Raw genomic sequence first — 24144 nt, forward strand, 5'->3', positions numbered from 1 at the left:
AACTCGTGGTTCCGGACGGACGCGTGACCCACCACACGTACGAAACGGTTTCGTTTCGTTGACGCGCAGGGTATCTTCAGAGGAGTACGAGACAGTTTCGTTCGAGCGGAAGCGGTGAATGGGATGGCTGAGACAGCAACGACGCGTCGCAGCCGGCTCACGCCCGAGCGCGAGGCCGAGCTGTACGAGGCCGTCCTCGAACTGCTCCGGGAGGTCGGTTACGACTCCCTGACCATGGACGCCGTGGCGACCCGCACCCGGTCCAGCAAGGCCACCCTCTACCGCCAGTGGGGCGGCAAGGCCGAACTGGTGGCCAGGTCGGTCCGGCACCACAAACCGGTCGGCATCGCCAGTGTGGACACCGGTTCCCTGCGGGGCGACCTCCACGCGATGATCACCCGCCAGGACGACTGCGAGATGGAGCAGAACTCCTCCCTCATGCGCGCCCTGGGGACGGCGGTCCACTCGAACCCCGATCTGCTGGCCGCCCTGCGGGAGTGGCTGGTCGAACCGGAACTGGACGAGATGCGCCAGGTGGTGCAGCGAGCCGTCGACCGCGGCGAGGTCCGCGCGGACAACCCCGCGATCGACTTCCTGCTGCACATGATCATCGGCTCCTTCGCGGCCCGGACGATCATCGACAACGAGCCACCGACGCAGAGTTTCCTCTCCTCGTACATCGACGCAGTGGTCATCCCCGCCCTCGTCGCCTGACCCCACCTCCTCCGAGAACTTCCGAGAACTCCGAGGACCTCCGAGAACCGGCACCGCACCACCCCGCCCTACCCCACCCTTCCCTCCTCTCTCCTTTCTCCTCTCCTCACGCACCTGACGCGACCGCTCACGTCGTCGGGCCGATGATCCCTGCCCTGATGCCGGCGCCGATGCCAGCCATCACCCTCCGCGCCGCGGCGCATCACCGAGCCGCATCACCGACCTGCATCACCGACCTGATCGGGAGTACGCCCTCGTGGCAACGTTCCTCTACAAACTCGGCCGGCTCGCCTTCAGGCGACGGCACTTCGTCGTCCTCATATGGGTGGCCCTGCTGACGCTCGCGGGTGTCGGAGCGGCCTCCGCGCCCGCCGCGGGCACGACCTCCTTCTCCATCCCCGGCACCGAGGCGCAGAAGGCCTTCGACCTGCTGGAGCAGCGTTTCCCCGGCGCCAGCGCCGACGGAGCGACCGGGCGCATCGTCTTCAAGGCCCCCGAGGGGCAGAAGATGACGGACGCCGACAACAAGGCGACCGTCGCGAAGACCGTCAAGGCGCTGGGCGACGGCTCCGAGGTCGTCTCCGTCACCGACCCGTTCACGACGAACGCCGTGAGCAAGGACGGGACGGTCGCCTACACCTCGGTGCGCTACGACGCCCCGGGGATGGAACTCGCGGACTCGACCAGGGACGCCCTTGAGGCGGCAGGGGAGTCGGCCCGGGACACCGGTCTGACCGTCGACGTCGGCGGCGACGCGCTGGAGGCCGGGGCGGAGATGGGCGCGACCGGCGAGATCATCGGCCTCGCGCTCGCCGCGGTCGTCCTCGTCGTCACCCTGGGTTCGCTGGTCGCGGCCGGACTGCCGCTGCTGACGGCGATCATCGGCGTCGGCATCGGTGTCTCCACCATCACCGCGCTCGCCAACGCGCTCGACCTCGGCGACACCACCTCGACGCTCGCGCTGATGATCGGCCTCGCGGTCGGTATCGACTACGCGCTGTTCATCGTCTCCCGCTACCGGGCGGAACTGGCCGAGGGCCGCGACCGCGAGGAGGCGGCGGGCCGCGCCACCGGTACCGCCGGCTCGGCGGTCGTCTTCGCGGGGCTCACGGTGGTCATCGCCCTGGCGGGCCTCGCGGTCGTCAACGTCCCGATGCTGACCAAGATGGGCCTCGCCGCGGCGGGCACGGTCGTGGTCGCCGTCCTCATCGCGCTGACCATGATCCCCGCGATGCTCGGCTACGCGGGCGGCAAGATCCGCCCGGCGAACGAGAAGCGCAAGGACAAGCGCAAGGACAGTGGCAAGGGAGAGGCCAAGGACAGGGGCAAGGACACCGGTACCTCGGCGGGGAAGCCGTCCAGGCCCAACATGGGCACCCGCTGGGCGAGCTTCGTCATCCGCCGCCCGGCAGCCGTACTGCTGCTCGGCGTGGTCGGCCTCGGCGTGATCGCCGTACCGGCCACCCAGCTGGAACTGGGCCTGCCCGACGACGGCTCGCAGCCCACGTCCACGACGCAGCGTCGGGCGTACGACCTGCTGTCGGAGGGCTTCGGCCCCGGCTTCAACGGTCCCCTGATGATCGTGGTCGACGCCAAGAAGAGCGCCGACCCGACGGCCGCCTTCACCGCCGTGACGGACGGCATCAAGGGCCTCAAGGACGTCGTGACGGTCACCCCGGCGACCCCCAACAAGGCGGGCGACACCGCGACGATCACGGTGATCCCGGACTCCAAGCCGTCCTCGACACAGACCGAGGACCTGGTCCACGCCATCCGCGGCCAGAGCGCCGACATCAAGGCGGACACGGACGCGGAGGTGCTGGTCACCGGCACCACGGCGATGAACATCGACTTCTCGCAGAAGCTCAACGACGCGCTGGTCCCGTACCTCGCCCTGGTGGTGGGCCTGGCCTTCCTCCTCCTGATCGTGGTCTTCCGCTCGATCCTGGTCCCGCTCAAGGCGGCGCTCGGCTTCCTGCTGAGCGTGCTCGCCGCGCTCGGCGCGGTGGTCGCGGTCTTCCAGTGGGGCTGGCTGGCCGGACTGATCGGCGTCGAGGAGACCGGCCCGATCATGTCGATGATGCCGATCTTCATGGTCGGTGTGGTCTTCGGCCTGGCGATGGACTACGAGGTGTTCCTCGTGACCCGCATGCGGGAGGCGTACGTGCACGGGGAGTCCCCGAGCCAGGCGGTCGTCACCGGCTTCCGGCACAGCGCCCGCGTCGTGGTCGCGGCGGCGATCATCATGATGGCGGTCTTCGGCGGCTTCATCGGCGCGAGCGACTCGATGATCAAGATGATCGGCTTCGGACTCGCGATCGCCGTCTTCTTCGACGCGTTCGTGGTCCGCATGGCAATCGTCCCCGCGGTACTGGCCCTGCTCGGCAAGAAGGCCTGGTGGCTCCCGAGGTGGCTGGACCGCGCCCTGCCGAACGTGGACGTCGAGGGCGAGGGCCTGAAGGCGCTCGACGCCACCCGCCCGACGACTAAGCAGCACGAGGACCGGGAACTGGTCCGCGCCTGACAGGTCGGCCACGCATGACCAGCCGGTGAGGGGCCCGTGGGGACGGGAGCCCCTCACCGGCTTCTGTCTGCGCCCGCCCACCCGGACGGGAGCGGGGCGGACCCACGCGAGGGGCCGTGCCGGTACGCCGTGGTCCGCCGCGTAGCCCTTCCGAACACGGCTCGCCGTGGCAGCAGAGTTCCGTATGCCCGGGGGCGGCGGACCGCGGTGTACCGGCACGGCCCCGCCCCACCCACCGACGCCCCACCGACTAGCGTGCTCTTCATGACCGCCGCCGAAGAAGAACAGAACGCAGCCCACCCCCGTTTCGCCGAAGCCGTGCGGAAGTTGGGTCTCGACGACCTGCTCCCGAGCATCCGCCGCTTCCCGGAGGCGACCCGCACCGCCGCCGAGGCCGCCACGGCACTGGGCTGCGAACTCAGCGAGATCTGCAAGTCGTTGATCTTCGCCGCGGACGGCGTCCCGGTCCTCGTCCTCATGGACGGCTCGTCCCGCGTGGACCTCGACCTCGTACAGCACGCACTGGGCGCCGAGAAGGTGACCCGGGCCAGGGCGGACCTCGTACGCGAGACGACCGGGTACGCGATCGGCGGCGTACCCCCCTTCGGACACCGCAGCAAGACCCGTGTCCTGGCGGACCGTTCACTGCTGGACCACGACATCGTGTGGGCCGCCGCGGGCACCCCGTACTCCGTGTTCCCGATGGCCCCGAGGACCCTGATCGACCACGCCGGCGGCACCCTCGTGGACGTCCGCGAGCAGTCCGCGTGACACCGCTGGTCACCGCGGCCGTCCTGGTCGCGGCGGTCACCCACGCAGGCTGGAACGCGATAGCCCACCGGATCACCGACAAACTGGTCGGGTTCACGCTGATAGCGGGCGGGGGAGCGCTCATCGGGCTGGCCCTGGTGCCGTTCGTCCCGTTCCCCGCCGCGGAGGCCTGGCCCTACCTGATCGTCTCGGCGGTCATCCATGTCGCCTACTACGTCCTCCTCATGCGCTCCTTCCGGCTGGGCGACTTCGGCCAGGCGTACCCCATCGCGCGCGGCACCGCGCCCCTGGTGGTCACGCTGCTCGCCGCGCTCTTCGCCCACGAGGTGCCCGACGGCTGGGCGGCCGCGGGCATCGCCGTGTCGTGCGCGGGACTGACCGGCGTCGCGCTGTGGGGCCTGCGCGGGAAGCGGCCGAACTGGGCGGCGATCGTCGCGGCCCTCGCGACCGGCCTGACCATCGCGGCCTACACGGTCGTGGACGGCCTGGGCGTACGCGCCTCGGGCTCCTCCCTCGCCTACATCGCCTGGCTGATGGCGGTGGAGGGCGTGGCGGTACCGGCATACGCCCTCCACCGCTGGCGCGGCGAACTCCTCGCCGTACTACGCCCGTTCGCCGGGGTGGGCCTCCTCGGCGCAGCCCTGTCCGTCGCCGCATACGCCCTGGTCCTCTGGGCCCAGACCCGAGCGGAACTGGCCCCGGTCGCGGCGTTGCGCGAATCGTCGATCATCGTCGGCGCGGCCATAGGAGCGGTCTTCTTCAAGGAACGCTTCGGAGCACCGAGGATCGCGGCGGCGGGCCTGCTGGTGGTGGGCATAGGCCTGATGCTGCACGCGGGCTAGGCACAGTACAGGGTCGGGCCCCGTCAGGGGCGCGGGGAACTGCGCGGCCGGCCCCCACCGGCCGGACTCCGTACGAGACGGTGATCCACGAGGCGGCCCTGCGCATCAGGGTCGGCAATCGGGTCGCGACACGCGCCCAGCTCCTCCGTGTCCTCGAACTCTCCGAAGCCGACCACGCCCACGCGCGTCTTCGTCCGCGACTCGAAGATGTCGGCGGAGGCCATCCTCAGCCTCCCGGCCGGAGCCTTTGCCTTCTTCCTCGAAGGCCTGGAGCCTGCCGACGAGGCCGCCTACGCCCGCAACGCCGCCCGCACCGCCCGTACCAGCGCCTGTGCTCGCGGGTCCGCCGTGACCGTCTTGCGGAAGCCGTTCGTCACGTAGGCGAATGCCGTGGCCGTGTCGGGGTCGGCGAAGCCGAGGGAGCCGCCTCGGCCCGGGTGGCCGAAGGAGCCGGGGGCCAGGAACGGGGACGCCGAGCCGTGCAGCATGTACCCGAGGCCGAAGCTCGTGTTGATCACCAGGACGCGGTCCGGGCCCGCCGACTCCTGCGTGCGGGCCGCGGCCAGGGTCGATGGGGTGAACAGGCGTGTGCCGCCGTCCACTTCGCCGATCAGGGACGCGTAGAAGCGGGCCAGCCCGTCCGCCGTCGCGATGCCGTTCGTCGCGGGGAGCGCCGCCGCCCGGTACGCGGGGTCGTTCTGGTCCGGGAACGGGGTGATCGCCGCGAAGGCCCGCCGGGTGAGGGAGTCGGGGTCCTCGTAGGCCTCCACCACCGACTGTTTCGGGCGGGCCCGCAGGCCCCCGTCGCCGGCCGGGGTCTCTATGCGGCCCACCCTGCCGACCCGGGCCGCCTCCCGCTCGGGGAGTCCGACCCACAGGTCCGCGCCCACCGGGCCCGCGATCTCCCGCGCGATCCAGTCGCCGATGCCGTCACCCGTGACGCGCCGCAGCAGCTCGCCGGTCAGCCAGCCGTACGTCAGCGCGTGGTAGCCGTGGTCCGTGCCGGGTACCCACACCGGGGCCTGGCGGGCGACCGCCTCGGCGCCCCGCAGCGGGTCGAGCGACTCCAGCGCGGTCAGCGGCACGTCCAGGACCGGCAGTCCGGCCCGGTGCGAGAGCACGTGCCGGACGAGCACCCGCTCCTTGCCCGCCGCCTTGAACCCGGGCCAGTACTCGCCCACCGGCGCGTCCAGGTCGAGCAGACCCCGCTGGTGCAGGAGCAGCAGGGCGGCAGCCGCGACCCCCTTCGTCGCCGAGCGCACGATCTGCGCGGTGCCGTGCTGCCAGGGCTCACTGTCGTCGATGTGCTTCGTGCCCGCCCACAGGTCGACGACCTTTCGGCCGTCGCGGTACACCGCCACCGCCGCGCCCCGGTCCCCGAGCGTCTCGAAGTTCCTTACGAACGCCGCCTCGACCGGCTCGAAGCCCTCCGCCACTGAGCCGTTCACATCCACCACGTCCGTACCCTTCGCCGCGCGAGCGTCACGCGCCCATTGTCACCGAGCGCGGATCGAAGCCGAACGGCAGCTCCAGGCGGTGCTCCCGCATCAGCTCCTCGTCGGAGAGCAGTTCGCCGGTGCGGCCGTCCGCCGCGATCACGCCGTCGCTGAGGATCAGGGCACGGGGGCACAGTTCGAGGGCGTACGGCAGGTCGTGCGTGACCATGAGCACGGTCACGTCCAACGAGCGCAGGATGTCGGCGAGTTCGCGTCGTGAGGCGGGGTCGAGGTTGGACGACGGCTCGTCGAGGACGAGGATCTCCGGCTCCATCGCCAGCACGGTCGCGACGGCCACCCGGCGCCGCTGCCCGAAGGAGAGGTGGTGCGGCGGACGGTCGGCGAAGGCCTCCATGCCGACCCGTTCGAGCGCGGTGCGCACCCGCGCCTCCAGCTCGGGCCCCTTCAGGCCGGCGGAGGCGGGCCCGAAGGCCACGTCCTCGCGCACGCTCGGCATGAAGAGCTGGTCGTCCGGGTCCTGGAAGACGATGCCGACCTTCCGCCGGATCTCCGCCATGTGCTTCTTGCCGACGGGCAGCCCGGCGACCGTCACCGTTCCGGCGCCGCCGGTCAGGATGCCGTTGAGGTGGAGCACGAGGGTCGTCTTGCCGGCGCCGTTCGGGCCGAGCAGGGCCACGCGCTCGCCCCGGCCGACCGTGAAGTCCACGCCGAAGAGGGCCTGGTGCCCGTCGGGGTAGGCGAACGCCAGCCCGGCGACATCGAGCGAGGGCGCGGGGGAGGAGGGCGGGGGAGACGAGTTCACAGGGTCCATCCCAGCAGACATACGACGAGTGCGGCGCACGGCAGGGCGAAGGCGTACGACCACTGCGCGCGCGACGCGGTCACCTCGTCGATGACCGGCATCGAACCGGTGTAGCCCCGGCTCACCATGGCCAGGTGCACCCGTTCCCCGCGTTCGTAGGAGCGGATGAACAGGGCGCCCGCGGACTTGGCGAGGACGCCCCAGGAGCGGACGCCGCGGGCCTCGAAGCCGCGCGACTCCCGCGCGATCCGCATCCGCCGCATCTCGTCCGCGATGACGTCCCCGTACCGGATCATGAAGGACGCGATCTGTACGAGCAGGGGCGGCAGCCTCAGCCGCTGGAGGCCCAGCAGGAGTTCGCGCAGCTCGGTCGTCGAGGCGAGCAGGACGGACGCGGCGACGCCGAGGGTGCCCTTGGCGAGGACGTTCCAGGCGCCCCACAGGCCGTTCACGCTCAGGGAGAGACCGAGCACGTCGACCCGCTCGCCCTGCGCCACGAACGGCATCAGCACGGCGAAGGCCACGAACGGCACCTCGATCAGCAGCCGCTTCAGTACGAAGCCGGCGGGGACACGGGCCGCGTACGCCACGCCCGCCAGCAGCAGCGCGTACAGCCCGAAGGCCCACATCGCCTCGCGCGGGGTCGAGACGACGACCAGTACGAAGGCGAAGAAGGCGGCGAGCTTGGTGTGCGGCGGCAGTGCGTGCACGGGCGAGTGTCCGTGCCGGTAGAGCCGGTGCGCGTGGCCTGCTCCCATGTCAGACGGACCCGCCGACCTGGGAGGGCCCGCTCTGGTTCTCGGGCGTACGGCGCCTGCGGACGGTCCAGAAGACGCCCGTGCCCGCGACGATCGTGACGCCCACGCCGATCACGCCCGCGAGGCCGCCGGAGATCCGGCTGTTCGTCAGGCCTTCGACGCCGTAGTCGGCGAGCGGCGAGTCGGCGGCCGCGTGGTCCTCGGCCTTGGCGTCGATGCCCTTGTCGGAGGCGACCTTCTCCAGGCCGTCGGGGTTCGCCGAGGCGTAGAAGCTGACGAATCCGGCGAGGACGAGGGAGGTCGCGAGCCCCGCCAGCCACACCTTGCGGTGGGACCGGGCGGCGACGGGGACGGGCTCGGCGGCGGGAGTGTCGACCAGTTCGCCGTTGACCCGCAGCTTCAGGGGCGTGGTCAGGCCGCGGGCCCCGTACACGAGGTCCGGTCGTACGGCGATGACGGCGCCGACCGTGAGGGCGGTGATCACGGCCTCGCCGATGCCGATGAGGACGTGGACGCCGACCATGGCGGTGAAGACCTGCCCGATCGGAACGTCCGTGGTGCCCCCGATCGCGTAGATCAGGGTGAAGGCCGCGGCGGCGGCAGGGACGGAGATCACAGCGGCGGCGAACGCCGAGACGGTAATGGACCGACGCTTCCTGGGCAGGAGTTTTACGAGGCCGCGGAAGACGGCGTAGGCCACGACCGTGGTGACGACCGCCATGTTCGTGATGTTCACGCCCAGCGCGGTGAGGCCGCCGTCCGCGAAGAGGATGCCCTGCATGAGGAGCACGACGGAGACGCAGAGGACCCCGGTGAAGGGGCCCACGAGTATCGCGGCGAGCGCGCCTCCGAGCAGATGTCCGCTGGTCCCGGCCGCGACCGGGAAGTTCAGCATCTGCACGGCGAAGATGAACGCGGCGACCAGGCCCGCGAGCGGGGCCGTGCGTTCTCCCCCACTCTCGGCTTCGCTCGACCGGGAGGTGCCCCCAAGCTCACGGCGGGCGCCGCGCAGGCTCACCGCGACCGCCGTGGCGGCCACGGCTCCGGCGGCGGCGGAGACGGGCGCGTTGATGAATCCGTCGGGCACGTGCATGGAGGGCTCCGCTTCCGTGGGCAGGCCGACTGTCGATAACCGTTCGATGATAGTGGCTTAATGCGAACAGCTTGCAAGAGCGAGGTGACCTCGAATACGACTACGACTCATCTGGGAGCGCATATCGGAAAATATGCGACATTAGATATGGATCAGTTCAAAGAGGGAGCGATCGATGTCCGCCGTTGAGCAGTACGCGCGCGCCCACATCGTGACGGACGAGGCGCAGGATCCGCCCGCCGTGCCGGTGGCCCTTCGATACGACCCGGAGGCCGACCCCCGACGGGTGCACATCATGCTGCCCGGCCACCACGAGTGGGTCTTCGCCCGCGACCTGCTCGAACAGGGGCTACGGGCGCCGGCCGCCGCAGGTGACGTACGCATCTGGCCCTGCGGCCGGGTCCAGGCCGTCATGGAGTTCCACTCGGCGAAGGGAGTGGCGGTCGTGCAGTTCGAGGCGAAGACGCTGATCCGCTTCCTGCGCCGGACGTACACGGCCGCCCCCGTGTCGTCGAACTGAACCGGCCGCCCCCGACCGGCTCAGCCGCCCCGGAGGCGCCGTACGCAGGTCGGCGGCGGCCGTGTGCCGGCCGGCAGGGGCCGCGCGCCGCCCGGCAGAGGCCCTACGTCGGTCAGCTGCCCGCCTTCAGCAGCGCCGCCACGATCGGTCCGGCCGTCTCGCCGCCGTGACCGCCCTGCTGGACGACGCCCGCGGCGGCCAGATCGCCCTTCCAGGCCGTGAACCAGCCGTTGGGCTTCTTCTGGTTGTCGACCTCCGCGGAACCGGTCTTGGCCCCGAAGTCCGGGCCGAGCCCGGCCATCGCCTCGGCCGCCGTACCGGCCGCGGCCGTGTACTGCAGGAGCTCCTTGAGCTGGGCCTGCGTGTCGGCCGACAGCGAGCGGGACCCCTTCGCGAGCGTCCGGTCGTCGACGGTCGGAGACACCAGATAGGGCTGCCGGAACGTGCCCGTCTTGGCCGTGGCGACGACCGACGCCATGTTCAGCGGGTTCATCCGCACCCCGCCCTGCCCGATCAGCGAGGCCGCCTTCTGGGCCTGCGACTGCACCGGCACCGAACCGTCGAAGGTCGGCACCCCGATCGCCCAGTTGTCCATGCCGAGGCCGAACACCTGCTGGGCCTGCTTGGTCAGGTCGTCGTCGCTCAGCTTCTTGGCCTGGCTGATGAAGGCCGTGTTGCAGGAGCGCGCGAAGCTCGCCTTGAACGTGCCGCCCTTGATCTCGAACTTGTCGTCGTTCTGGAACTTCCAGCCGCCGTACGTCGAGTACTTGGGGCAGGGGTGCTCCTTGTTCACCGACGCGAGCCCCTTGTCGATGAGCAGCGAGGCCGTCACGATCTTCATCGTCGAGCCGGGGGCCAGCGAGCCCTGGAACGCGGTGTTGAACCCGTGCCCCGAGTTCGCGACGGCCAGGATCTCGCCGGTCGACGGCCTGATCATGACCGCCGACGCCTTGGACTTCGCGGCCACCTGCTGCTCGGCGGTCGCCTGCAGGGCCGGGCTGAGCGTCGTACGGACCGTGCCCGGCGTGCCCTTGCTCAGCTCCAGCAGCGTCTTGTCGGGGTTCTTGTCGGAGGCGTCCGTCTTCTTCGCGGTGTCGCCGTCCTTGCTGCCCTTGGCGTCCTCGGAGCCGGCGCGGATCACCCGCAGCTCGACGCCCGCCTTGCCGCCGGCCTTCTTGCCGTACTTCTCCCGCAGACCGTCCAGGACCGTCCCGAGGGAGGGGTACTTGGCTGTGGTCAGCTCGCCGCCGTCCCGGTCCAGGGCCTTGACCGGGGGCGTCCCGGCCTCACCGGTGACCAGCTTGTCGCCGTCCTCCAGCTCCGGGTGCACGACCGCCGCATGCCAGTCGACCAGCGGTTTCCCGTCCTTCTCACGACGTACGACGGTCAGCTCGGACTCGTACGCGAGAGGCTTGGTCAGGGTCTTGTACGTGACCGTGCCCTTGACGGCGAACGGCACGGCGTCCCCGGAGCGCTTCTTGGCGGTGAGCGTCACGTCCTCGACGTACGCCTCCTTGCCGTAGCCCGTGAGCAGGGTGCGCGCAGCCGTGACGTCGTTCGTCGCCGCGGCGGCCTTCTCGACGTCACCGCTCTGCCAGGCCGTGAGGAAGGCGGTGGCCGTGGACTTCACCTCGGCCGCCGACAGCGGGCCGCTCTTCACGGACTTGGCGTCGGAGGACGGGCCCGCGTCGGCCACCGCTCCGCCGCCGTACAGGGCGTAGACGCCGAACCCCGCACCGCCCACGACAGCGGCGATCATCCCGCCGATGACGGCGGGCTTCGTCTTCGTCCTGCTGCGCTCAGGTGCGCGCCTTCTGTTCCCCACGGCTTCCGTTCCCTAGCTGCTTCCCCGACGCCTTCAACGGCTCTCCACGAGTTTCTGCCGGCTCTGAAGTCCCCCGCACGCTCCCGAATCCCCACCGGCTCCACCAGAACGAGAGCCACCAGCCTAGAGTCCCGGCCTGTGAGGGTGAGTTCAGCCTCCTGTCCGTAGCACAGCTGCGACAATCGGACCGGCCGCGTCCCCTCCGTGACCGCCCGCCTCCGTCATGGCCGCGGCGGCGATGTCGCCCCGGAAACCGGTGAACCAGCTGTTCGACTTCTCCTGGCCGTCGACCTCGGCGGAGCCGGTCTTGGCGCCGATGTCACCGCCGAGCCCGGACATGGCCTGCGCGCCGGTGCCGCTGGTCGCGGTGAGCCGCATCATCTGCTTGAGCTGGGCGGCGGTCCCGGACGGCAGACCGCGGGCGGTGGCCAGCTGCCGGTCGTCGAGCTTCGGCGACACGAGGTAGGGCTGGTGGAACGTGCCCGTGATCGCGGTCGCGGTGACCGAGGCCATGTTCAGCGGGTTCATCTGGACGTCGCCCTGGCCGATGGCGTTGGCGGCGCGCTTCGGGCCCTCGGACGCGGGCACGCTCCCGTCGAAGGAGACGATGCCCGTCTTCCAGTCCTTGCCGATCCCGAACCGCTCCTGCGCCTCGGTGGTGAGCGACTCGTCCGTGAGCGGCCGTTCGTCGGAGCCGTCGATGAGCTTCACGAAGGCCGTGTTGCACGAGCGCATGAAGCTGTTGGCGAGCGTGGCCTTCTCGTCGGGCTGCATGCCCGTGAGGTTCTTGAAGGTCGCGCTCTGCCAGGTCGCGGTCGCCGGACAGGGCGCCGGGCTGTTCATCGCGGTCACGCCGTTGTCGATGAACATCGCCGCGGTGACGATCTTCATGGTGGAGCCGGGGGCGACCTTGCCCTGGAACGCCGCGTTGAACCCGTCCCCGCGGTGGTTCGCGATCGCCAGGACCTCTCCGGTGCTCGGCTTCACGGCGACCACCGACGACTCCGCGTACCGCGTGACGGCCTTCTCCGCGGCGGCCTGCGCCCCCGCGCTGATCGTCGTACGCAGCTTGCCGGCCTTGCCCTCGGCGAGCGTCACCAGCGTGCTGTCCCCCGCGCTCTCGCTCTCGTGCTGGATCGCGAGCTCGACACCGGGGGTGCCGCCCGCCTTGTCGCCGTACCGCTCGCGCAGGGTGTCGAGCACGGGCCCGAGGGAGGGGTACTTGTCCTTCGCCAGGACGACGCCGTCGCGGTCCACCGCCTCGATGGGCGGGCTCGCCGCCTCGCCCGTGACCAGCGTGTCGCCCCTCTTGAGGTCCGGGTGCAGAACGGCCGGCTGCCAGTCGACCAGCGCCCGCCCCGAGGTCTTCCCCCGCACGACGGCCAGCTCGCTCCGGTACGTCAGCGGCTTGCTCCTGCCCTCGTACGAGACGGTGGCCGACACCTCGAACGGGACGGTCGCGCCCGTCGCCCTACCGGGCGTGATCTTCACCTTCCCGATGTGCGCCTGGCCGCCGTAGGCGACGAGCAGTTCCTTGGCGGCCAGGGCGTTGTCGGTCAGGTCCGCGGCGGTGGGGGCATCCCCCTGCTCCCAGGCGGTGAAGAACTTCTCGGAGGTCTCCCGCACCTCGTCGTCGGAGGGCGGCCCGGTCCTCTCGGCCGCGGCGGCGGACCCCCCGTCCCCGCTGACGGCGGTCACGATGTTGTACGCGCCGTACCCCGCGCCCCCCACCATCACGGCGAACACTCCGCCGACGATGCCGACCTTGACCCCACTCCGCATCTCGCGTCCCCTCCCCGATCCTCCCCGTGCACCGTTCTGAACGCGTTCAGAACGGTGTCCCTGCGTCGCACTGTATGCGGGGAGAGTGACGGATGGGGGTGCTGTTCCCCGATCGTTAGGCGCGCGGGCCCGGCTGCCGGACGGTACGAGCCCCGCCTGTCAGGCGGCGCACGCCCCGGCGATCGCGACGCCGTCCTCGTAGAGATGGTGCCGGGTGATCCGGCCGTCCTCGACGGTGAGGTGCAGCGCGAACGGCCCCTCGAAGGACTTCCCCGTCGCCCGCACGGTCCCCGACAGCCGCCCCGTCAGCACGGCGTCGGCGCCGTCGACGAGGAAGACGCCGACGGAGGCGCGCGCGTCCTCGGGCACGGTGTACTCCGTCAACTCCGCGAACTGGGCGGCGCACTCGGCGCCGGTGGACCGCGGCCGGATCCACGGCACACCGGGATTCTCGGCGAGCATCCAGTCGACACGCTCGGCGAAGATCTCGACGAGCCGCCCGGTGTCCCCGGCGATCCGGGCGGCGAGAAACTCCTGCACGACGGCACGGGTGGCTTCGCCGACGACGTCCGCTGTTGCGCTGGACCTGCTGGACCTGACGGCCATGACGCTCTCCTCGCTGCCGCGACCGGACCCCGGCGGCGGTTGCCGCCGAGGTGCCTGATCCTGCCGGGGGCGGGGAGAGCGGTCGATTACTCCAGAGGTAAGGGGACGGGAGTGATGGGCCGGGGTGGCTGGCGGGCTAGACCCAGGTGTCCAGCCACATCCGCGCCCGCCAGTTGTCGATCGGGATCGCCTGGCCCGTGTAGATCGGCCAGAAGTAGATGAAGTTCCAGGCGATCAGGAGGACCAGGACTCCGGTGGCCGCCGCACCGACGACCCGGCGGCGTTCCGAGGCGCCCGGCGGGCCCAGCATCGCGCCGATCATCATCGCCACCGCCAGGCACAGGAACGGGAGGAAGACGACCGCGTAGAAGAAGAAGATCGTGCGTTCCTGGTAGAGGAACCACGGGAGGTAGCCCGCCGCGATGCCGCAGACGATCGCGCCCGCCCGCCAGTCGCGGCGGAAGATCCAGCGCCACAGGATGTACAGGATCGCGAAGGCCGCGGCCCACCACAGGAGCGGGGTGCCGAGGGCCAGGACTTCGCGGGCGCACTTCTCGCCCGCGTCCGTCGGACAGCCGTCCTTGCCGGGCAGCGGCGACTCGTAGAAGTACGAGACCGGACGGCCCGTGACGATCCAGCTCCACGGGTTCGACTGGTACGTGTGCGGAGAATGCAGGCCGACATGGAAGTCGTACACCTGCGTCTCGTAGTGCCACAGGCTGCGCCACCAGTCGGGGAACAGCCAGGACCAGTCGCTGGTGCGGCCGTCGGCCGTGGCCCAGTTGCGGTAGTAGCCGCCCTTGCCGTCGGTGGCGGACAGGATCCAGCCCGTCCAGGAGAGGAGGTACGTGGCGATCGCCACCGGGACCGTGGAGAGGAACGCCCAGCCCACGTCGTGCTTGAGGACCGCCACGTACGGGCGGCGGGCACCCGCAACCCGCCGTGAGCCGACGTCCCACAGGACCGTCATCAGGCCGAACGCGACGAGGATGTAGAGGCCGTTCCACTTCGTGCCGATGGCCAGGCCGAGCATCAGACCCGCCAGCAGACGCCAGGGGCGGCGGCCGAGGCGGGTGGTCATGGCGATGTGCGAGTCCGGGCGTACGACCCCGTCGGCGTCCGGCGGAAGCGCGGCGGCCAGGCGTTCGCGGGTCCTGTCGCGGTCGACGACCAGGCAGCCGAAGGCCGCGAGGACGAAGAACATCAGCACCTGGTCGAGCAGCGCGGTGCGGCTCATCACGAAGTGCAGGCCGTCCACCGCCATCAGCGCGCCCGCCAGGCACCCGAGGAACGTCGAGCGGAACAGGCGACGGCCGATCCGGCACAGCATCAGCACGGACAGCGTGCCGAGCAGGGCCGTCATGAACCGCCAGCCGAACGGCGTGAACCCGAACATCCACTCGCCGAGCCCGATGACGTACTTGCCGACCGGCGGATGCACGACGTAGGCGGCGTCGGTCGGGATCCGGACGCTGTCGCCGTGCTGCAGGACCAGGTCGTTGGCGTCCTTGGCCCAGTTGACCTCGAACCCGCGGTGGATGAGCGCCCAGGCGTCCTTGGCGTAGTACGTCTCGTCGAATATCACCGCCTTCGGGCTGCCCAGGTTCCAGAACCGCATCAGGCCCGCCAGCAGCGTGATGAGCAGCGGGCCGCCCCACGCCGACCAGCGGACGATGCGTTCGGCGGCCTCCTGGCGGAGCCCGATCGCCGCCCACAGACGTGGGCCGGGCTCGGTGTACGCGGGCACGAGGCGGTCGCGGACGTCGTCTCTGGATCCGGCCGCGTGGCCGAACCTGCGCAGCCGCTGCTGCCACGACGGCCGCTGCTCTTCGACGCCCTGTCCCTGCCGGGTGTCCGTGGAGGACGCGGTACTTGTCACCGCGCCATCGTAGGGAACAGGTCTGTGTGAGTCCCGCGGGCCGCCCCTGCGAGGATGGAACCGTGACAGGAACCGGTGGAACCGCGGCAGGAATCCTCGTACTCGCAGGCACGCCCATCGGGGACATCGCGGACGCACCGCCCCGCCTCGCGGCGGAGCTGGCGGGGGCCGACGTCATCGCCGCCGAGGACACCCGGCGGCTGCGGCGGCTGACCCAGGGCCTCGACGTCCAGCCGACCGGACGGGTCGTCTCCTACTTCGAGGGCAACGAGTCCGCGCGTACGCCCGAACTGGTCGAGGCGCTGGTCGGCGGCGCGCGCGTGCTGCTCGTGACCGACGCCGGGATGCCGTCCGTGTCCGACCCCGGCTACCGGCTCGTCGCCGCAGCCGTCGAGAAGGACATCAAGGTCACGGCCGTGCCCGGCCCGTCCGCCGTGCTCACCGCGCTCGCGCTGTCCGGACTGCCCGTCGACCGGTTCTGCTTCGAGGGATTCCTGCCGCGCAAGGCGGGTGAACGTCTCTCACGGCTGCGCGAGGTCGGGGACGAGCGGCGCACGCTCGTCTTCTTCGAAGCCCCGCACCGGCTCGACGACACCCTCGCGGCGATGGCCGAGGTGTTCGGCGCCGAGCGGCGGGCCGCCGTCTGCCGCGAGCTGACCAAGACGTACGAGGAGGTCAAGCGGGGCCCGCTCGGGGACCTCGCCGTCTGGGCCGCGGAGGGCGTGCGCGGCGAGATCACCGTCGTCGTGGAGGGCGCCCCCGAGAAGACCGAGGTGCTCGGCCCCGAGGAACTGGTGCGCAGGGTGCGGGTGCGCGAGGAGGCGGGGGAGCGGCGCAAGGAGGCCATCGCCGCCGTCGCCGCGGACGCGGGCCTACCCAAGCGGGAGGTCTTCGACGCGGTCGTCGCGGCGAAGAACGCCGAGCGCGCGGGCCCCTGAACGATCTTCGGAGCGCCCCTGAGGGACCTCCTGAGGGCCCCCTGCGGGACCCCTGAGCGACCCCCGCGGCGAGCGGGCGAACGAGCACGTGACCTGCTGAAAGAGAGCGCGGTCGCCCCGCCCGGGGAGCGCACGGGTCCTCAGGGGAGCGCACGATTTCACAGGGGAGCGCACCGGCCCATGCGCTCGCAAAGGACCGCCGTCGAAAGCAAAGCCCCGACCGGGTATCGAGGGCCCTCCGACAAGGAACGGCCAAGACGGCTCCAACACTCGACAGGGGCGGTGCATTCGCGTCGGCGGAGGCGTCCACTGGAGGAAGGACAGACCCGTCCTCGTCCAGCGGACAAGAGGAGCTGGCATGAGTGAGATCGCAGGGCAGCCCGGTCGGATCACCGGCGGACCCGCACACCGCGTCGACGCCGTCCCGGCCACCGACACCGTCCACGAGTCGTATTCCTTCGCCTGCATGCGCTGCGGGCACGGCTGGGAACAGTCGTACGAGATCGAGCACCACTTCGACACCGAGGGAGCCCAGTTCGTGACGTACGTGGCGGACGGCATGGTCGTGCCGTCGCCGCTGAGCCGGCCGAGCTGCGTGAACTGCGACGGGCACATCGTGCGCATCATGCGGGCCGGCCAGGTGTCCTCGGCGCAGAACTCGATGCGCCGCGCGCTGTCCGTACCTCCGATGAAGCGGGCCACGGTCACCGTGGTGCCCGCGGAGGATGCGCAGCCGCCCGAGGTGACGCAACTGCCGGAGACGGCGACGGCGGCCAAGCCCGTCCACCACTGGCACCTGTCCGACCTGCTGCACCCGTTCCACCACCGCAAGGCGGGGTGACTCCCGGGCACCCCAGGGCGCCGGGTCCACCGCTCGCGGACAGCTTCCCCGCGGGACGGGACCCGGCGTTCCGCTGCCGCCGGGCCCCCTTCGTAGGATCGGGGTATGCCTTCCAACGCCGAAGCCCCGCCCCTGCCGGACCCCCTGCGGGTACCGGTGGCCGACTCGCACACCCATCTCGACATGCAGTCCGGCACGGTCGAGGAGGGCCTCGCCAAGGCCGCGTCGGTGGGCGTGACGACGGTCGTGCAGGTGGGCTGCGACCTGAAGGGCTCACGCTGGGCGGCCGAGACGGCCGCCGCGTACGACGCCGTCCACGCGACCGTCGCCCTCCACCCGAACGAGGCGCCCCGCATCGTGCACGGTGACCCCGACGGTTGGTCGCGGCAGGGTGCGCGGGAGGGCGGTGGCGCGGGCGCGCTGGACGAGGCGCTCGCCGAGATCGACCGGCTCGCCGCGCTCGCCCAGGTCAAGGGCGTCGGCGAGACCGGCCTCGACCACTTCCGCACCGGCCCCGAGGGCATCGCCGCCCAGGAGCTGTCCTTCCGCGCGCACATCGAGATCGCCAAGCGGCACGGCAAGGCGCTCGTCATCCACGACCGGGACGCCCACGCCGACGTGCTGCGCATCCTGAAGGAGGAGGGCGCGCCCGAGCGGACCGTCTTCCACTGCTACTCCGGGGACGCGGAGATGGCGGCGGTCTGCGCACGCGCCGGCTACTACATGTCGTTCGCCGGGAACATGACCTTCAAGAACGCGCAGCCGCTGCGCGACGCCCTCGCCGTGGCGCCGCTCGAACTCGTCCTCGTCGAGACCGACGCGCCCTTCCTGACGCCCGTCCCGTACCGCGGACGGCCCAACGCCCCCTATCTCATTCCGGTCACGATCCGTGCCATGGCCGCCGTACGGGGGCTCGACGAGGACGTGCTGGCGACGGCGCTCTCGGCGAACACCGCCCGCGCGTTCGATTACTGACCCCTCACGGACAGCGCGCTCCCGGGGTCCGGCCCGGACGCTTCGCGACACTGCGTGGTCGCGCTGCTTTGGAGAGTGACGAACGCTCCGCTAGGTTCTGTCCGCCCACCCGCCTTCCCTCAACCCGAAGGAGCCCCGCGGGCGTACCTCTCTCCACCGGTCTTCTGGAGCGTGCCGTCGTGAGCAGTCCGCAGTACGAGACGTATGGCCCGAACCACGGCCCGAACGTGAACCCGAGCCCGGCACATGGGCACGCGGACCACGGCGGCCACGGCGGCCACGGCGATCCGGAGCCGTACGGCCACGGCCACGGTCATCCGGACACGTATCGGCCCGCGTACGAGCACGAGCACGTGCCCGCCCACGAACACGTGCCCGCCCACGAGTACGGCAACAGGCACGGGCCCGTGTACGCGTACGGGCTTGAGCACGAGCCCGCGTACCGACACGAGTACGGGCACGGATACGTGCACCCCGGCGAAGCCTGGTTCCCGGACGCGCCGACGCTTCCGCGGCAGGCGGTCCCCCTCGCCCCGACCTCCGAACTGACCACCGAACTCTTCAACGGTCCGGCCGCCCGGTCCGGTGGACGGGCCGCAGCCCGGCGGGCCAAGCGGCGCCGCAGGAGCGCGGAGCGGCCCGACGTACGCAAGCTGATCCCCCAGGCGCTGGTCGTCGCCTTCCTCGCGGGCGGCACCACCGCCTTCGTCGCCGACGACAAGGCGATCGAACTGACCGTCGACGGCAAGCCCCGCACCCTGCACACCTTCGCGGACGACGTCGGCGAACTGCTCGCCGACGAAGGGGTCCGGGTGGGCGCCCACGACGTGGTGGCCCCCGCCCCCGGAGCCCCCCTCACCAGCGGTGCGGAGATCGCCGTGGAGTACGGGCGGCCCCTGCGGCTCACCCTGGACGGGCGGTCGAGCCACGTGTGGACCACCGCCCACACCGTGGACGAGGCACTGCGGGAACTGGGGGTGCGCGCGGAGGGCGCGTACGTGTCGGTGCCGCGCGCTCGGCAGATCGGACGCGCGGGGCTCGCGCTCGACGTCCGCACCGAGCGGACCGTGACGGTCATGGCGGACGGACAGGCGCGGACGGTCCGTACGAACGCGGCGACGGTCCGCGAGACCGTGGACGAGGCCGGGATCACACTGCACGGCCAGGACACCACCTCCGTGCCGGCCGACAGCTTCCCGCGCGACGGACAGACGGTGACGATCATGCGGATCACCGGCACGAAAGAGGTCCGCGAGGAACCGCTGCCCTTCGAGGTGCACCGGACCCAGGATGCCGGGCTGTTCCGGGGCACCGAGGTCGTCGAGCAGGCGGGGCGGCCCGGGCTGCGGCGCGTCACCTACGCGCTGCGGACCGTCAACGGCGTCCGGCAGAAGCCGCGGCGGCTGCGGTCCGAGGTGGTGCGGGAGCCGCGGGCGCAGGTCGTGAAGGTGGGGACGAAGCCGCTTCCCACATCCGTGCAGGGGGCCGACCGGCTGAACTGGCAGGGGCTCGCGCACTGTGAGTCCGGGGGGCGGCCGGGGGCGGTCGATCCGTCCGGGACGTACGGCGGGCTCTACCAGTTCGACACGCGGACCTGGCAGGCGCTGGGCGGGGCGGGGCGTCCGCAGGACGCTTCCGCGGCGGAGCAGACGTTCCGGGCGAAGAAGTTGTATGTGCGGCGGGGGGCCAGTCCCTGGCCGCACTGTGGGGGGCGGTTGTAGGGGTCGTCCCACCGGGGCTCCGCCCCGGGCCCCGTGGGGTTTCGTCCGCGGGCCCGGTGGGGGCTGGTCGCGCAGTTCCCCGCGCCCCTCAGGGCGGGGCTGCGCCCCGGTCTTCTTCTTTTAGCCTGTCCGGCGTTTGAGGACGAGCGCGTTAGCGCGATGGGGGGTGTGGGGGCGCAGGCCCCGCGGACGGGAGTCGGCCGTGGTCACCCTTACCCTTGGGGCGTGACCAGCCCCGCCTCCGACGCCCTCCTGGGCCCCGCCGACATCCGCGAACTCGCGGCAGCCCTCGGCGTACGGCCCACCAAGCAGCGCGGTCAGAACTTCGTCATCGACGCCAACACCGTGCGGCGCATCGTCCGGACCGCCGACGTCCGTCCCGAGGACGTGGTCGTCGAGGTCGGACCGGGCCTCGGGTCGCTGACCCTGGGCCTCCTGGAGGCGGCCGACCGGGTCGTCGCCGTCGAGATCGACGACGCCCTCGCGGGCGCGCTGCCCGCCACGATCGCCGCCCGCATGCCGGACCGCGCCGAGCGGTTCTCGCTCGTCCACGAGGACGCCATGCAGGTGTCCGAGCTGCCCGGCCCCGCCCCGACGGCCCTGGTCGCGAACCTCCCGTACAACGTCGCCGTGCCCGTGCTGCTGCACATGCTCGACACCTTCCCCACCATCGAGCGCACGCTCGTGATGGTGCAGGCGGAGGTCGCCGACCGGCTGGCCGCGCCGCCCGGCTCGAAGGTGTACGGCGTGCCCTCCGTGAAGGCGAACTGGCACGCCGAGGTGAAGCGCGCCGGATCGATCGGCCGCAATGTCTTCTGGCCCGCCCCGAACGTGGACAGCGGGCTCGTCTCGCTGGTCCGCCGCGCGGAGCCGGTGAAGACGACCGCCACGAAGCGTGAGGTCTTCGCCGTCGTGGACGCCGCCTTCGCCCAGCGGCGCAAGACCCTGCGGGCCGCGCTGGCCGGCTGGGCCGGTTCGGCGCCGGCCGCCGAGGCCGCGCTGGTCGCCGCGGGTGTCTCGCCGCAGGCGCGCGGTGAGTCCCTGACGGTGGAGGAGTTCGCACGGATCGCGGAGAACAAGCAGTGAGCGGGGCGGACGGCGTGACGGTGAGCACGACGGGCAGCGTGACGGTACGGGTTCCCGCCAAGGTCAATGTCCAGCTGGCCGTGGGCGGGGCCCGCGCCGACGGGTTCCACGACCTCGCCAACGTGTTCCTCGCCGTCGGGCTGTACGACGAGGTGACGGTGACCCCCGCGGACACCCTCCGGATCACCTGCGAGGGGCCCGACGCGGCCCAGGTGCCCCTGGACCGTACGAACCTGGCGGCGCGGGCGGCGGAGAAGCTGGCCGCGCGGTACGGGCGCCGGGCCGATGTGCACATCCACATCGCGAAGGACATCCCGGTCGCCGGGGGCATGGCGGGCGGCTCCGCCGACGGCGCGGGCGCACTGGTCGCCTGCGACGCCCTCTGGGGTACGGGGGCCTCGCGGGACGAGCTCCTGGAGATCTGCGCCGAACTCGGCAGCGATGTGCCGTTCAGCCTGGTCGGCGGGGCCGCGCTCGGGACCGGGCGCGGGGAGAAGCTGCGGGTCCTTCCGGTCGGGGGGAGCTTCCACTGGGTGTTCGCCGTGGCCGACGGGGGGCTGTCGACGCCGGCGGTGTACGGGGAGTTCGACCGGCTCAACGACGGGGTCGCGGTGCCCGAGCCGGTTGCCTCCGGGGTGCTGCTCGATGCGCTGGCCTCGGGGGACGTCTCCGCGCTGGCCTCGGCCGTGACCAATGACCTTCAGGGTGCCGCGTTGTCCTTGCGGCCGTCGCTGGCCTCGACGCTGGCCGTCGGGGTCGAGGGCGGGGCGTCGGCCGCGATCGTGTCCGGGTCCGGGCCCACGACGGCGTTCCTTGTCGCCGACGCGGAGGCTGGTGCGAAGGTCGTCGACGCGCTGGTGGCGGCGGGGGTCTGTCGCGCCGCGCGCGTGGCTGTGGGACCGGTGAGCGGGGCTGTCCTGCTGTGACCTGCACGGTTGCGTGCCGGGGGCGCTTGCGCGTGCGGGTGTGTGGGGGCGGGCCCAAAAGATTGCGCAGTTCCCCGCGCCCCTGAAGGCAAGAGACTGCGCCGTTCCCCGCGCCCCTGGGGCTGCGGCCCCGAAAGACCGCGGCGTTCCCCTCGCGCCTGAACGTTCCCGCCCACCCTTCTTGGGCGCCCGGAAGGATCATCCTTGTGGGCGGCTACCCTGGAAGGTCGATCGATCCCCCTTGTCAGGAGTGCGATGGCCGTCAATCTGGTCAATGTCGAGGCAGTCAGCAAGGTGTACGGAACCCGTGCGCTGCTCGACGGAGTCTCCCTCGGCGTGTCCGAAGGGGACCGGATCGGGGTGGTCGGCCGTAACGGTGATGGCAAGACCACGCTGATCCGCATGCTCGCGAAGCTGGAGGAGGCCGACTCCGGGCGCGTCACGCACTCGGGCGGCCTGCATGTCGGCGTGCTCACCCAGCACGATTCCCTGGACCCCGCGGCCACCGTCCGGCACGAGGTGATCCGGGACATGGCCGACCACGAGTGGGCGGGCAACGCCAAGATCAGGGACGTACTGACGGGCCTGTTCGGCGGGCTCGACCTGCCCGGCTTCCCGCAGGGCCTCGACACCGTGATCGGACCGCTGTCCGGCGGTGAGCGGCGGCGCATCGCGCTGGCCAAGCTGCTCATCGACGAGCAGGACCTGATCATCCTCGACGAGCCCACCAACCATCTCGACGTGGAAGGCATCGCCTGGCTGGCGCAGCATCTGCGCGAGCGCCGGTCCGCCCTCGTCTGCGTCACCCACGACCGGTGGTTCCTGGACCAGGTCTGCACCCGCATGTGGGACGTGCAGAAGGGCGACGTCTACGACTACGAGGGCGGTTACACCGACTACGTCTTCGCGCGCGCCGAGCGGGAGCGCATCGCCGCCACCGAGGAGGTCAAGCGGCAGAACCTGGTCCGCAAGGAGCTGGCCTGGCTGCGGCGGGGCGCCCCGGCCCGTACGTCGAAGCCGCGCTTCCGCGTCGAGGCCGCCAACGAGCTGATCGCGGACGTGCCGCCGCCCCGCGACAGCAGCGAGCTGATGAAGTTCGCCTCGTCCCGGCTCGGCAAGACGGTCTTCGAGCTGAAGGACGTCACCGTGCAGGCCGGGCCCAAGGTGCTCCTCAAGCATCTGACCTGGCAGCTCGGTCCGGGCGACCGGATCGGTCTGGTCGGCGTGAACGGCGCGGGCAAGACGTCCCTCCTGCGGGCCATGGCGGAGGCCGCCCGTTCCGACGGCGAGACGCAGCCCGCCGCGGGCCGGGTCGTCACCGGCCGGACCGTCAAGCTCGCCTACCTCTCCCAGGAGGTCGGCGAACTCGACCCGAACCTGCGGGTGCTGCAGGCCGTCCAGGCGGTCCGCGACCGGGTCGACCTCGGCAAGGGCCGTGAGATGACCGCGGGCCAGCTCTGCGAGACCTTCGGGTTCAACAAGGAGAAGCAGTGGACGCCCGTCGGCGACCTCAGCGGCGGTGAGCGCCGCCGGCTGCAGATCCTGCGGCTGCTGATGGACGAGCCGAACGTCCTCTTCCTCGACGAGCCGACGAACGACCTCGACATCGAGACCCTCACCCAGCTGGAGGACCTCCTCGACGGCTGGCCCGGCTCCCTGATCGTGATCTCCCACGACCGGTTCTTCATCGAGCGCACGACCGACCGGGTCTTCGCGCTCCTCGGCGACGCGACCCTGCGGATGCTGCCGCGCGGTATCGACGAGTACCTGGAGCGGCGCCACAAGATGGAGGAGGCCGCCGCGGCCTCGGCTCCGGCCGCGGACAAGGGTGCTTCCCCCGCCGCGGTATCGGCCAAGGAGGACCGCGCCGCGAAGAAGGAACTCCAGAAGATCGAGCGGCAGCTGGACAAGATCTCCGAGAAGGAGAGCAAGCTGCACACGCAAATCGCTGATAACGCCACGGACTTCGGGAAGGTGGCCAAACTGGACGGCGAGCTACGTGAACTGGCCACCGAGCGCGAGGAGTTGGAAATGCGCTGGCTGGAGCTCGCCGACGACGCGTGAAGAGCGCGTGAACAAGCGTA

At 71.4% G+C, this 24144-nt stretch carries 21 protein-coding genes; 12 read left to right on the forward strand and 9 right to left on the reverse strand.

Features of this window, described 5'->3' with window-relative positions; genetic code table 11:
* The first annotated feature begins 123 nt into the window (after positions 1 to 123).
* The 4 genes from ACFVH5_RS20670 to ACFVH5_RS20685 all read left to right on the forward strand — a co-directional run bounded on the left by ACFVH5_RS20670 (position 124) and on the right by ACFVH5_RS20685 (position 4851).
* The gene (locus ACFVH5_RS20670; protein ID WP_384811016.1) at positions 124 to 714 is read left to right on the forward strand and encodes a TetR/AcrR family transcriptional regulator; all 591 of its coding nucleotides are present in this window, start codon (positions 124 to 126) and stop codon (positions 712 to 714) included.
* 256 nt (positions 715 to 970) lie between these two features.
* Entirely contained in the window at positions 971 to 3238 is a 2268-nt protein-coding gene (locus ACFVH5_RS20675; protein WP_385835094.1) for an MMPL family transporter, read from the forward strand.
* Positions 3239 to 3502: 264 nt separating this feature from the next.
* Positions 3503 to 4009: a YbaK/EbsC family protein gene (locus tag ACFVH5_RS20680; RefSeq protein WP_385835095.1), complete on the forward strand. Its 507-nt coding sequence runs from the start codon at positions 3503 to 3505 to the stop codon at positions 4007 to 4009.
* Complete coding sequence (locus ACFVH5_RS20685) at positions 4006 to 4851, forward strand: EamA family transporter (protein WP_385835096.1); 846 nt, start codon at positions 4006 to 4008, stop codon at positions 4849 to 4851. Before ACFVH5_RS20680 ends, ACFVH5_RS20685 begins: the two co-directional genes overlap by 4 nt.
* 23 nt (positions 4852 to 4874) lie before the next feature.
* On the opposite strand, the gene ACFVH5_RS20690 is transcribed toward ACFVH5_RS20685, so the two are convergent.
* The 5 genes from ACFVH5_RS20690 to ACFVH5_RS20710 all read right to left on the reverse strand — a co-directional run bounded on the left by ACFVH5_RS20690 (position 4875) and on the right by ACFVH5_RS20710 (position 8961).
* Positions 4875 to 5075 (reverse strand): hypothetical protein, encoded by a 201-nt coding sequence (locus ACFVH5_RS20690; RefSeq protein ID WP_385835097.1) that lies wholly within the window; start codon positions 5073 to 5075, stop codon positions 4875 to 4877.
* A 66-nt stretch (positions 5076 to 5141) separates the two neighbouring features.
* On the reverse strand, positions 5142 to 6305 hold the full coding sequence (locus ACFVH5_RS20695) for a serine hydrolase domain-containing protein (RefSeq protein WP_385835121.1): 1164 nt from the start codon (positions 6303 to 6305) through the stop codon (positions 5142 to 5144).
* 28 nt (positions 6306 to 6333) lie between these two features.
* Positions 6334 to 7131 (reverse strand): energy-coupling factor ABC transporter ATP-binding protein, encoded by a 798-nt coding sequence (locus ACFVH5_RS20700; protein ID WP_385835098.1) that lies wholly within the window; start codon positions 7129 to 7131, stop codon positions 6334 to 6336.
* Positions 7107 to 7868, reverse strand: coding sequence for a cobalt ECF transporter T component CbiQ (gene cbiQ, locus ACFVH5_RS20705; RefSeq protein ID WP_385835099.1), 762 nt, complete (start codon positions 7866 to 7868; stop codon positions 7107 to 7109). The genes ACFVH5_RS20700 and cbiQ overlap by 25 nt, the downstream gene beginning before the upstream one ends.
* Before the next feature lies 1 nt (position 7869).
* Positions 7870 to 8961, reverse strand: coding sequence for an energy-coupling factor ABC transporter permease (locus tag ACFVH5_RS20710; protein WP_385835100.1), 1092 nt, complete (start codon positions 8959 to 8961; stop codon positions 7870 to 7872).
* A 175-nt stretch (positions 8962 to 9136) separates the two neighbouring features.
* Between ACFVH5_RS20710 and ACFVH5_RS20715 the strand changes: the two genes are divergently transcribed.
* Complete coding sequence (locus ACFVH5_RS20715) at positions 9137 to 9481, forward strand: SsgA family sporulation/cell division regulator (RefSeq protein ID WP_384811049.1); 345 nt, start codon at positions 9137 to 9139, stop codon at positions 9479 to 9481.
* Between the two features lie 112 nt (positions 9482 to 9593).
* Here ACFVH5_RS20715 and ACFVH5_RS20720 read toward each other — a convergent pair whose 3' ends face one another.
* The 4 genes from ACFVH5_RS20720 to ACFVH5_RS20735 all read right to left on the reverse strand — a co-directional run bounded on the left by ACFVH5_RS20720 (position 9594) and on the right by ACFVH5_RS20735 (position 15573).
* On the reverse strand, positions 9594 to 11306 hold the full coding sequence (locus tag ACFVH5_RS20720) for a penicillin-binding transpeptidase domain-containing protein (protein WP_385835101.1): 1713 nt from the start codon (positions 11304 to 11306) through the stop codon (positions 9594 to 9596).
* A gap of 150 nt (positions 11307 to 11456) precedes the next feature.
* Positions 11457 to 13088, reverse strand: coding sequence for a penicillin-binding transpeptidase domain-containing protein (locus ACFVH5_RS20725; protein ID WP_385835102.1), 1632 nt, complete (start codon positions 13086 to 13088; stop codon positions 11457 to 11459).
* A gap of 159 nt (positions 13089 to 13247) precedes the next feature.
* Complete coding sequence (locus tag ACFVH5_RS20730; RefSeq protein WP_385835103.1) at positions 13248 to 13694, reverse strand: nuclear transport factor 2 family protein; 447 nt, start codon at positions 13692 to 13694, stop codon at positions 13248 to 13250.
* A 136-nt stretch (positions 13695 to 13830) separates the two neighbouring features.
* Positions 13831 to 15573: a dolichyl-phosphate-mannose--protein mannosyltransferase gene (locus tag ACFVH5_RS20735; protein WP_385835104.1), complete on the reverse strand. Its 1743-nt coding sequence runs from the start codon at positions 15571 to 15573 to the stop codon at positions 13831 to 13833.
* A gap of 62 nt (positions 15574 to 15635) precedes the next feature.
* On the opposite strand from ACFVH5_RS20735, the gene rsmI reads away from it, so the two are divergent.
* The 7 genes from rsmI to ACFVH5_RS20770 all read left to right on the forward strand — a co-directional run bounded on the left by rsmI (position 15636) and on the right by ACFVH5_RS20770 (position 24124).
* On the forward strand, positions 15636 to 16511 hold the full coding sequence (rsmI, locus tag ACFVH5_RS20740; RefSeq protein ID WP_385835105.1) for a 16S rRNA (cytidine(1402)-2'-O)-methyltransferase: 876 nt from the start codon (positions 15636 to 15638) through the stop codon (positions 16509 to 16511).
* 358 nt (positions 16512 to 16869) lie between these two features.
* A complete protein-coding gene (locus tag ACFVH5_RS20745) occupies positions 16870 to 17352 on the forward strand; it encodes a hypothetical protein (RefSeq protein WP_385835106.1) in 483 nt (160 codons plus the stop codon).
* A gap of 105 nt (positions 17353 to 17457) precedes the next feature.
* Complete coding sequence (locus ACFVH5_RS20750; RefSeq protein ID WP_385835107.1) at positions 17458 to 18327, forward strand: TatD family hydrolase; 870 nt, start codon at positions 17458 to 17460, stop codon at positions 18325 to 18327.
* Positions 18328 to 18506: 179 nt separating this feature from the next.
* Positions 18507 to 20048 carry a ubiquitin-like domain-containing protein gene (locus tag ACFVH5_RS20755; RefSeq protein ID WP_385835108.1) on the forward strand — a complete coding sequence of 514 codons (1542 nt, stop codon included), beginning with the start codon at positions 18507 to 18509 and terminating at the stop codon, positions 20046 to 20048.
* 225 nt (positions 20049 to 20273) lie between these two features.
* Positions 20274 to 21134: a 16S rRNA (adenine(1518)-N(6)/adenine(1519)-N(6))-dimethyltransferase RsmA gene (gene rsmA / locus ACFVH5_RS20760; RefSeq protein WP_385835109.1), complete on the forward strand. Its 861-nt coding sequence runs from the start codon at positions 20274 to 20276 to the stop codon at positions 21132 to 21134.
* Positions 21131 to 22060: a 4-(cytidine 5'-diphospho)-2-C-methyl-D-erythritol kinase gene (locus tag ACFVH5_RS20765; protein WP_385835110.1), complete on the forward strand. Its 930-nt coding sequence runs from the start codon at positions 21131 to 21133 to the stop codon at positions 22058 to 22060. Before rsmA ends, ACFVH5_RS20765 begins: the two co-directional genes overlap by 4 nt.
* 255 nt (positions 22061 to 22315) lie before the next feature.
* Entirely contained in the window at positions 22316 to 24124 is a 1809-nt protein-coding gene (locus ACFVH5_RS20770) for an ABC-F family ATP-binding cassette domain-containing protein (protein ID WP_384811080.1), read from the forward strand.
* Positions 24125 to 24144 lie beyond the last annotated feature (20 nt).

It is taken from the genome of Streptomyces sp. NPDC127119 (genome assembly GCF_042677425.1).
Lineage (GTDB): Bacteria > Actinomycetota > Actinomycetes > Streptomycetales > Streptomycetaceae > Streptomyces.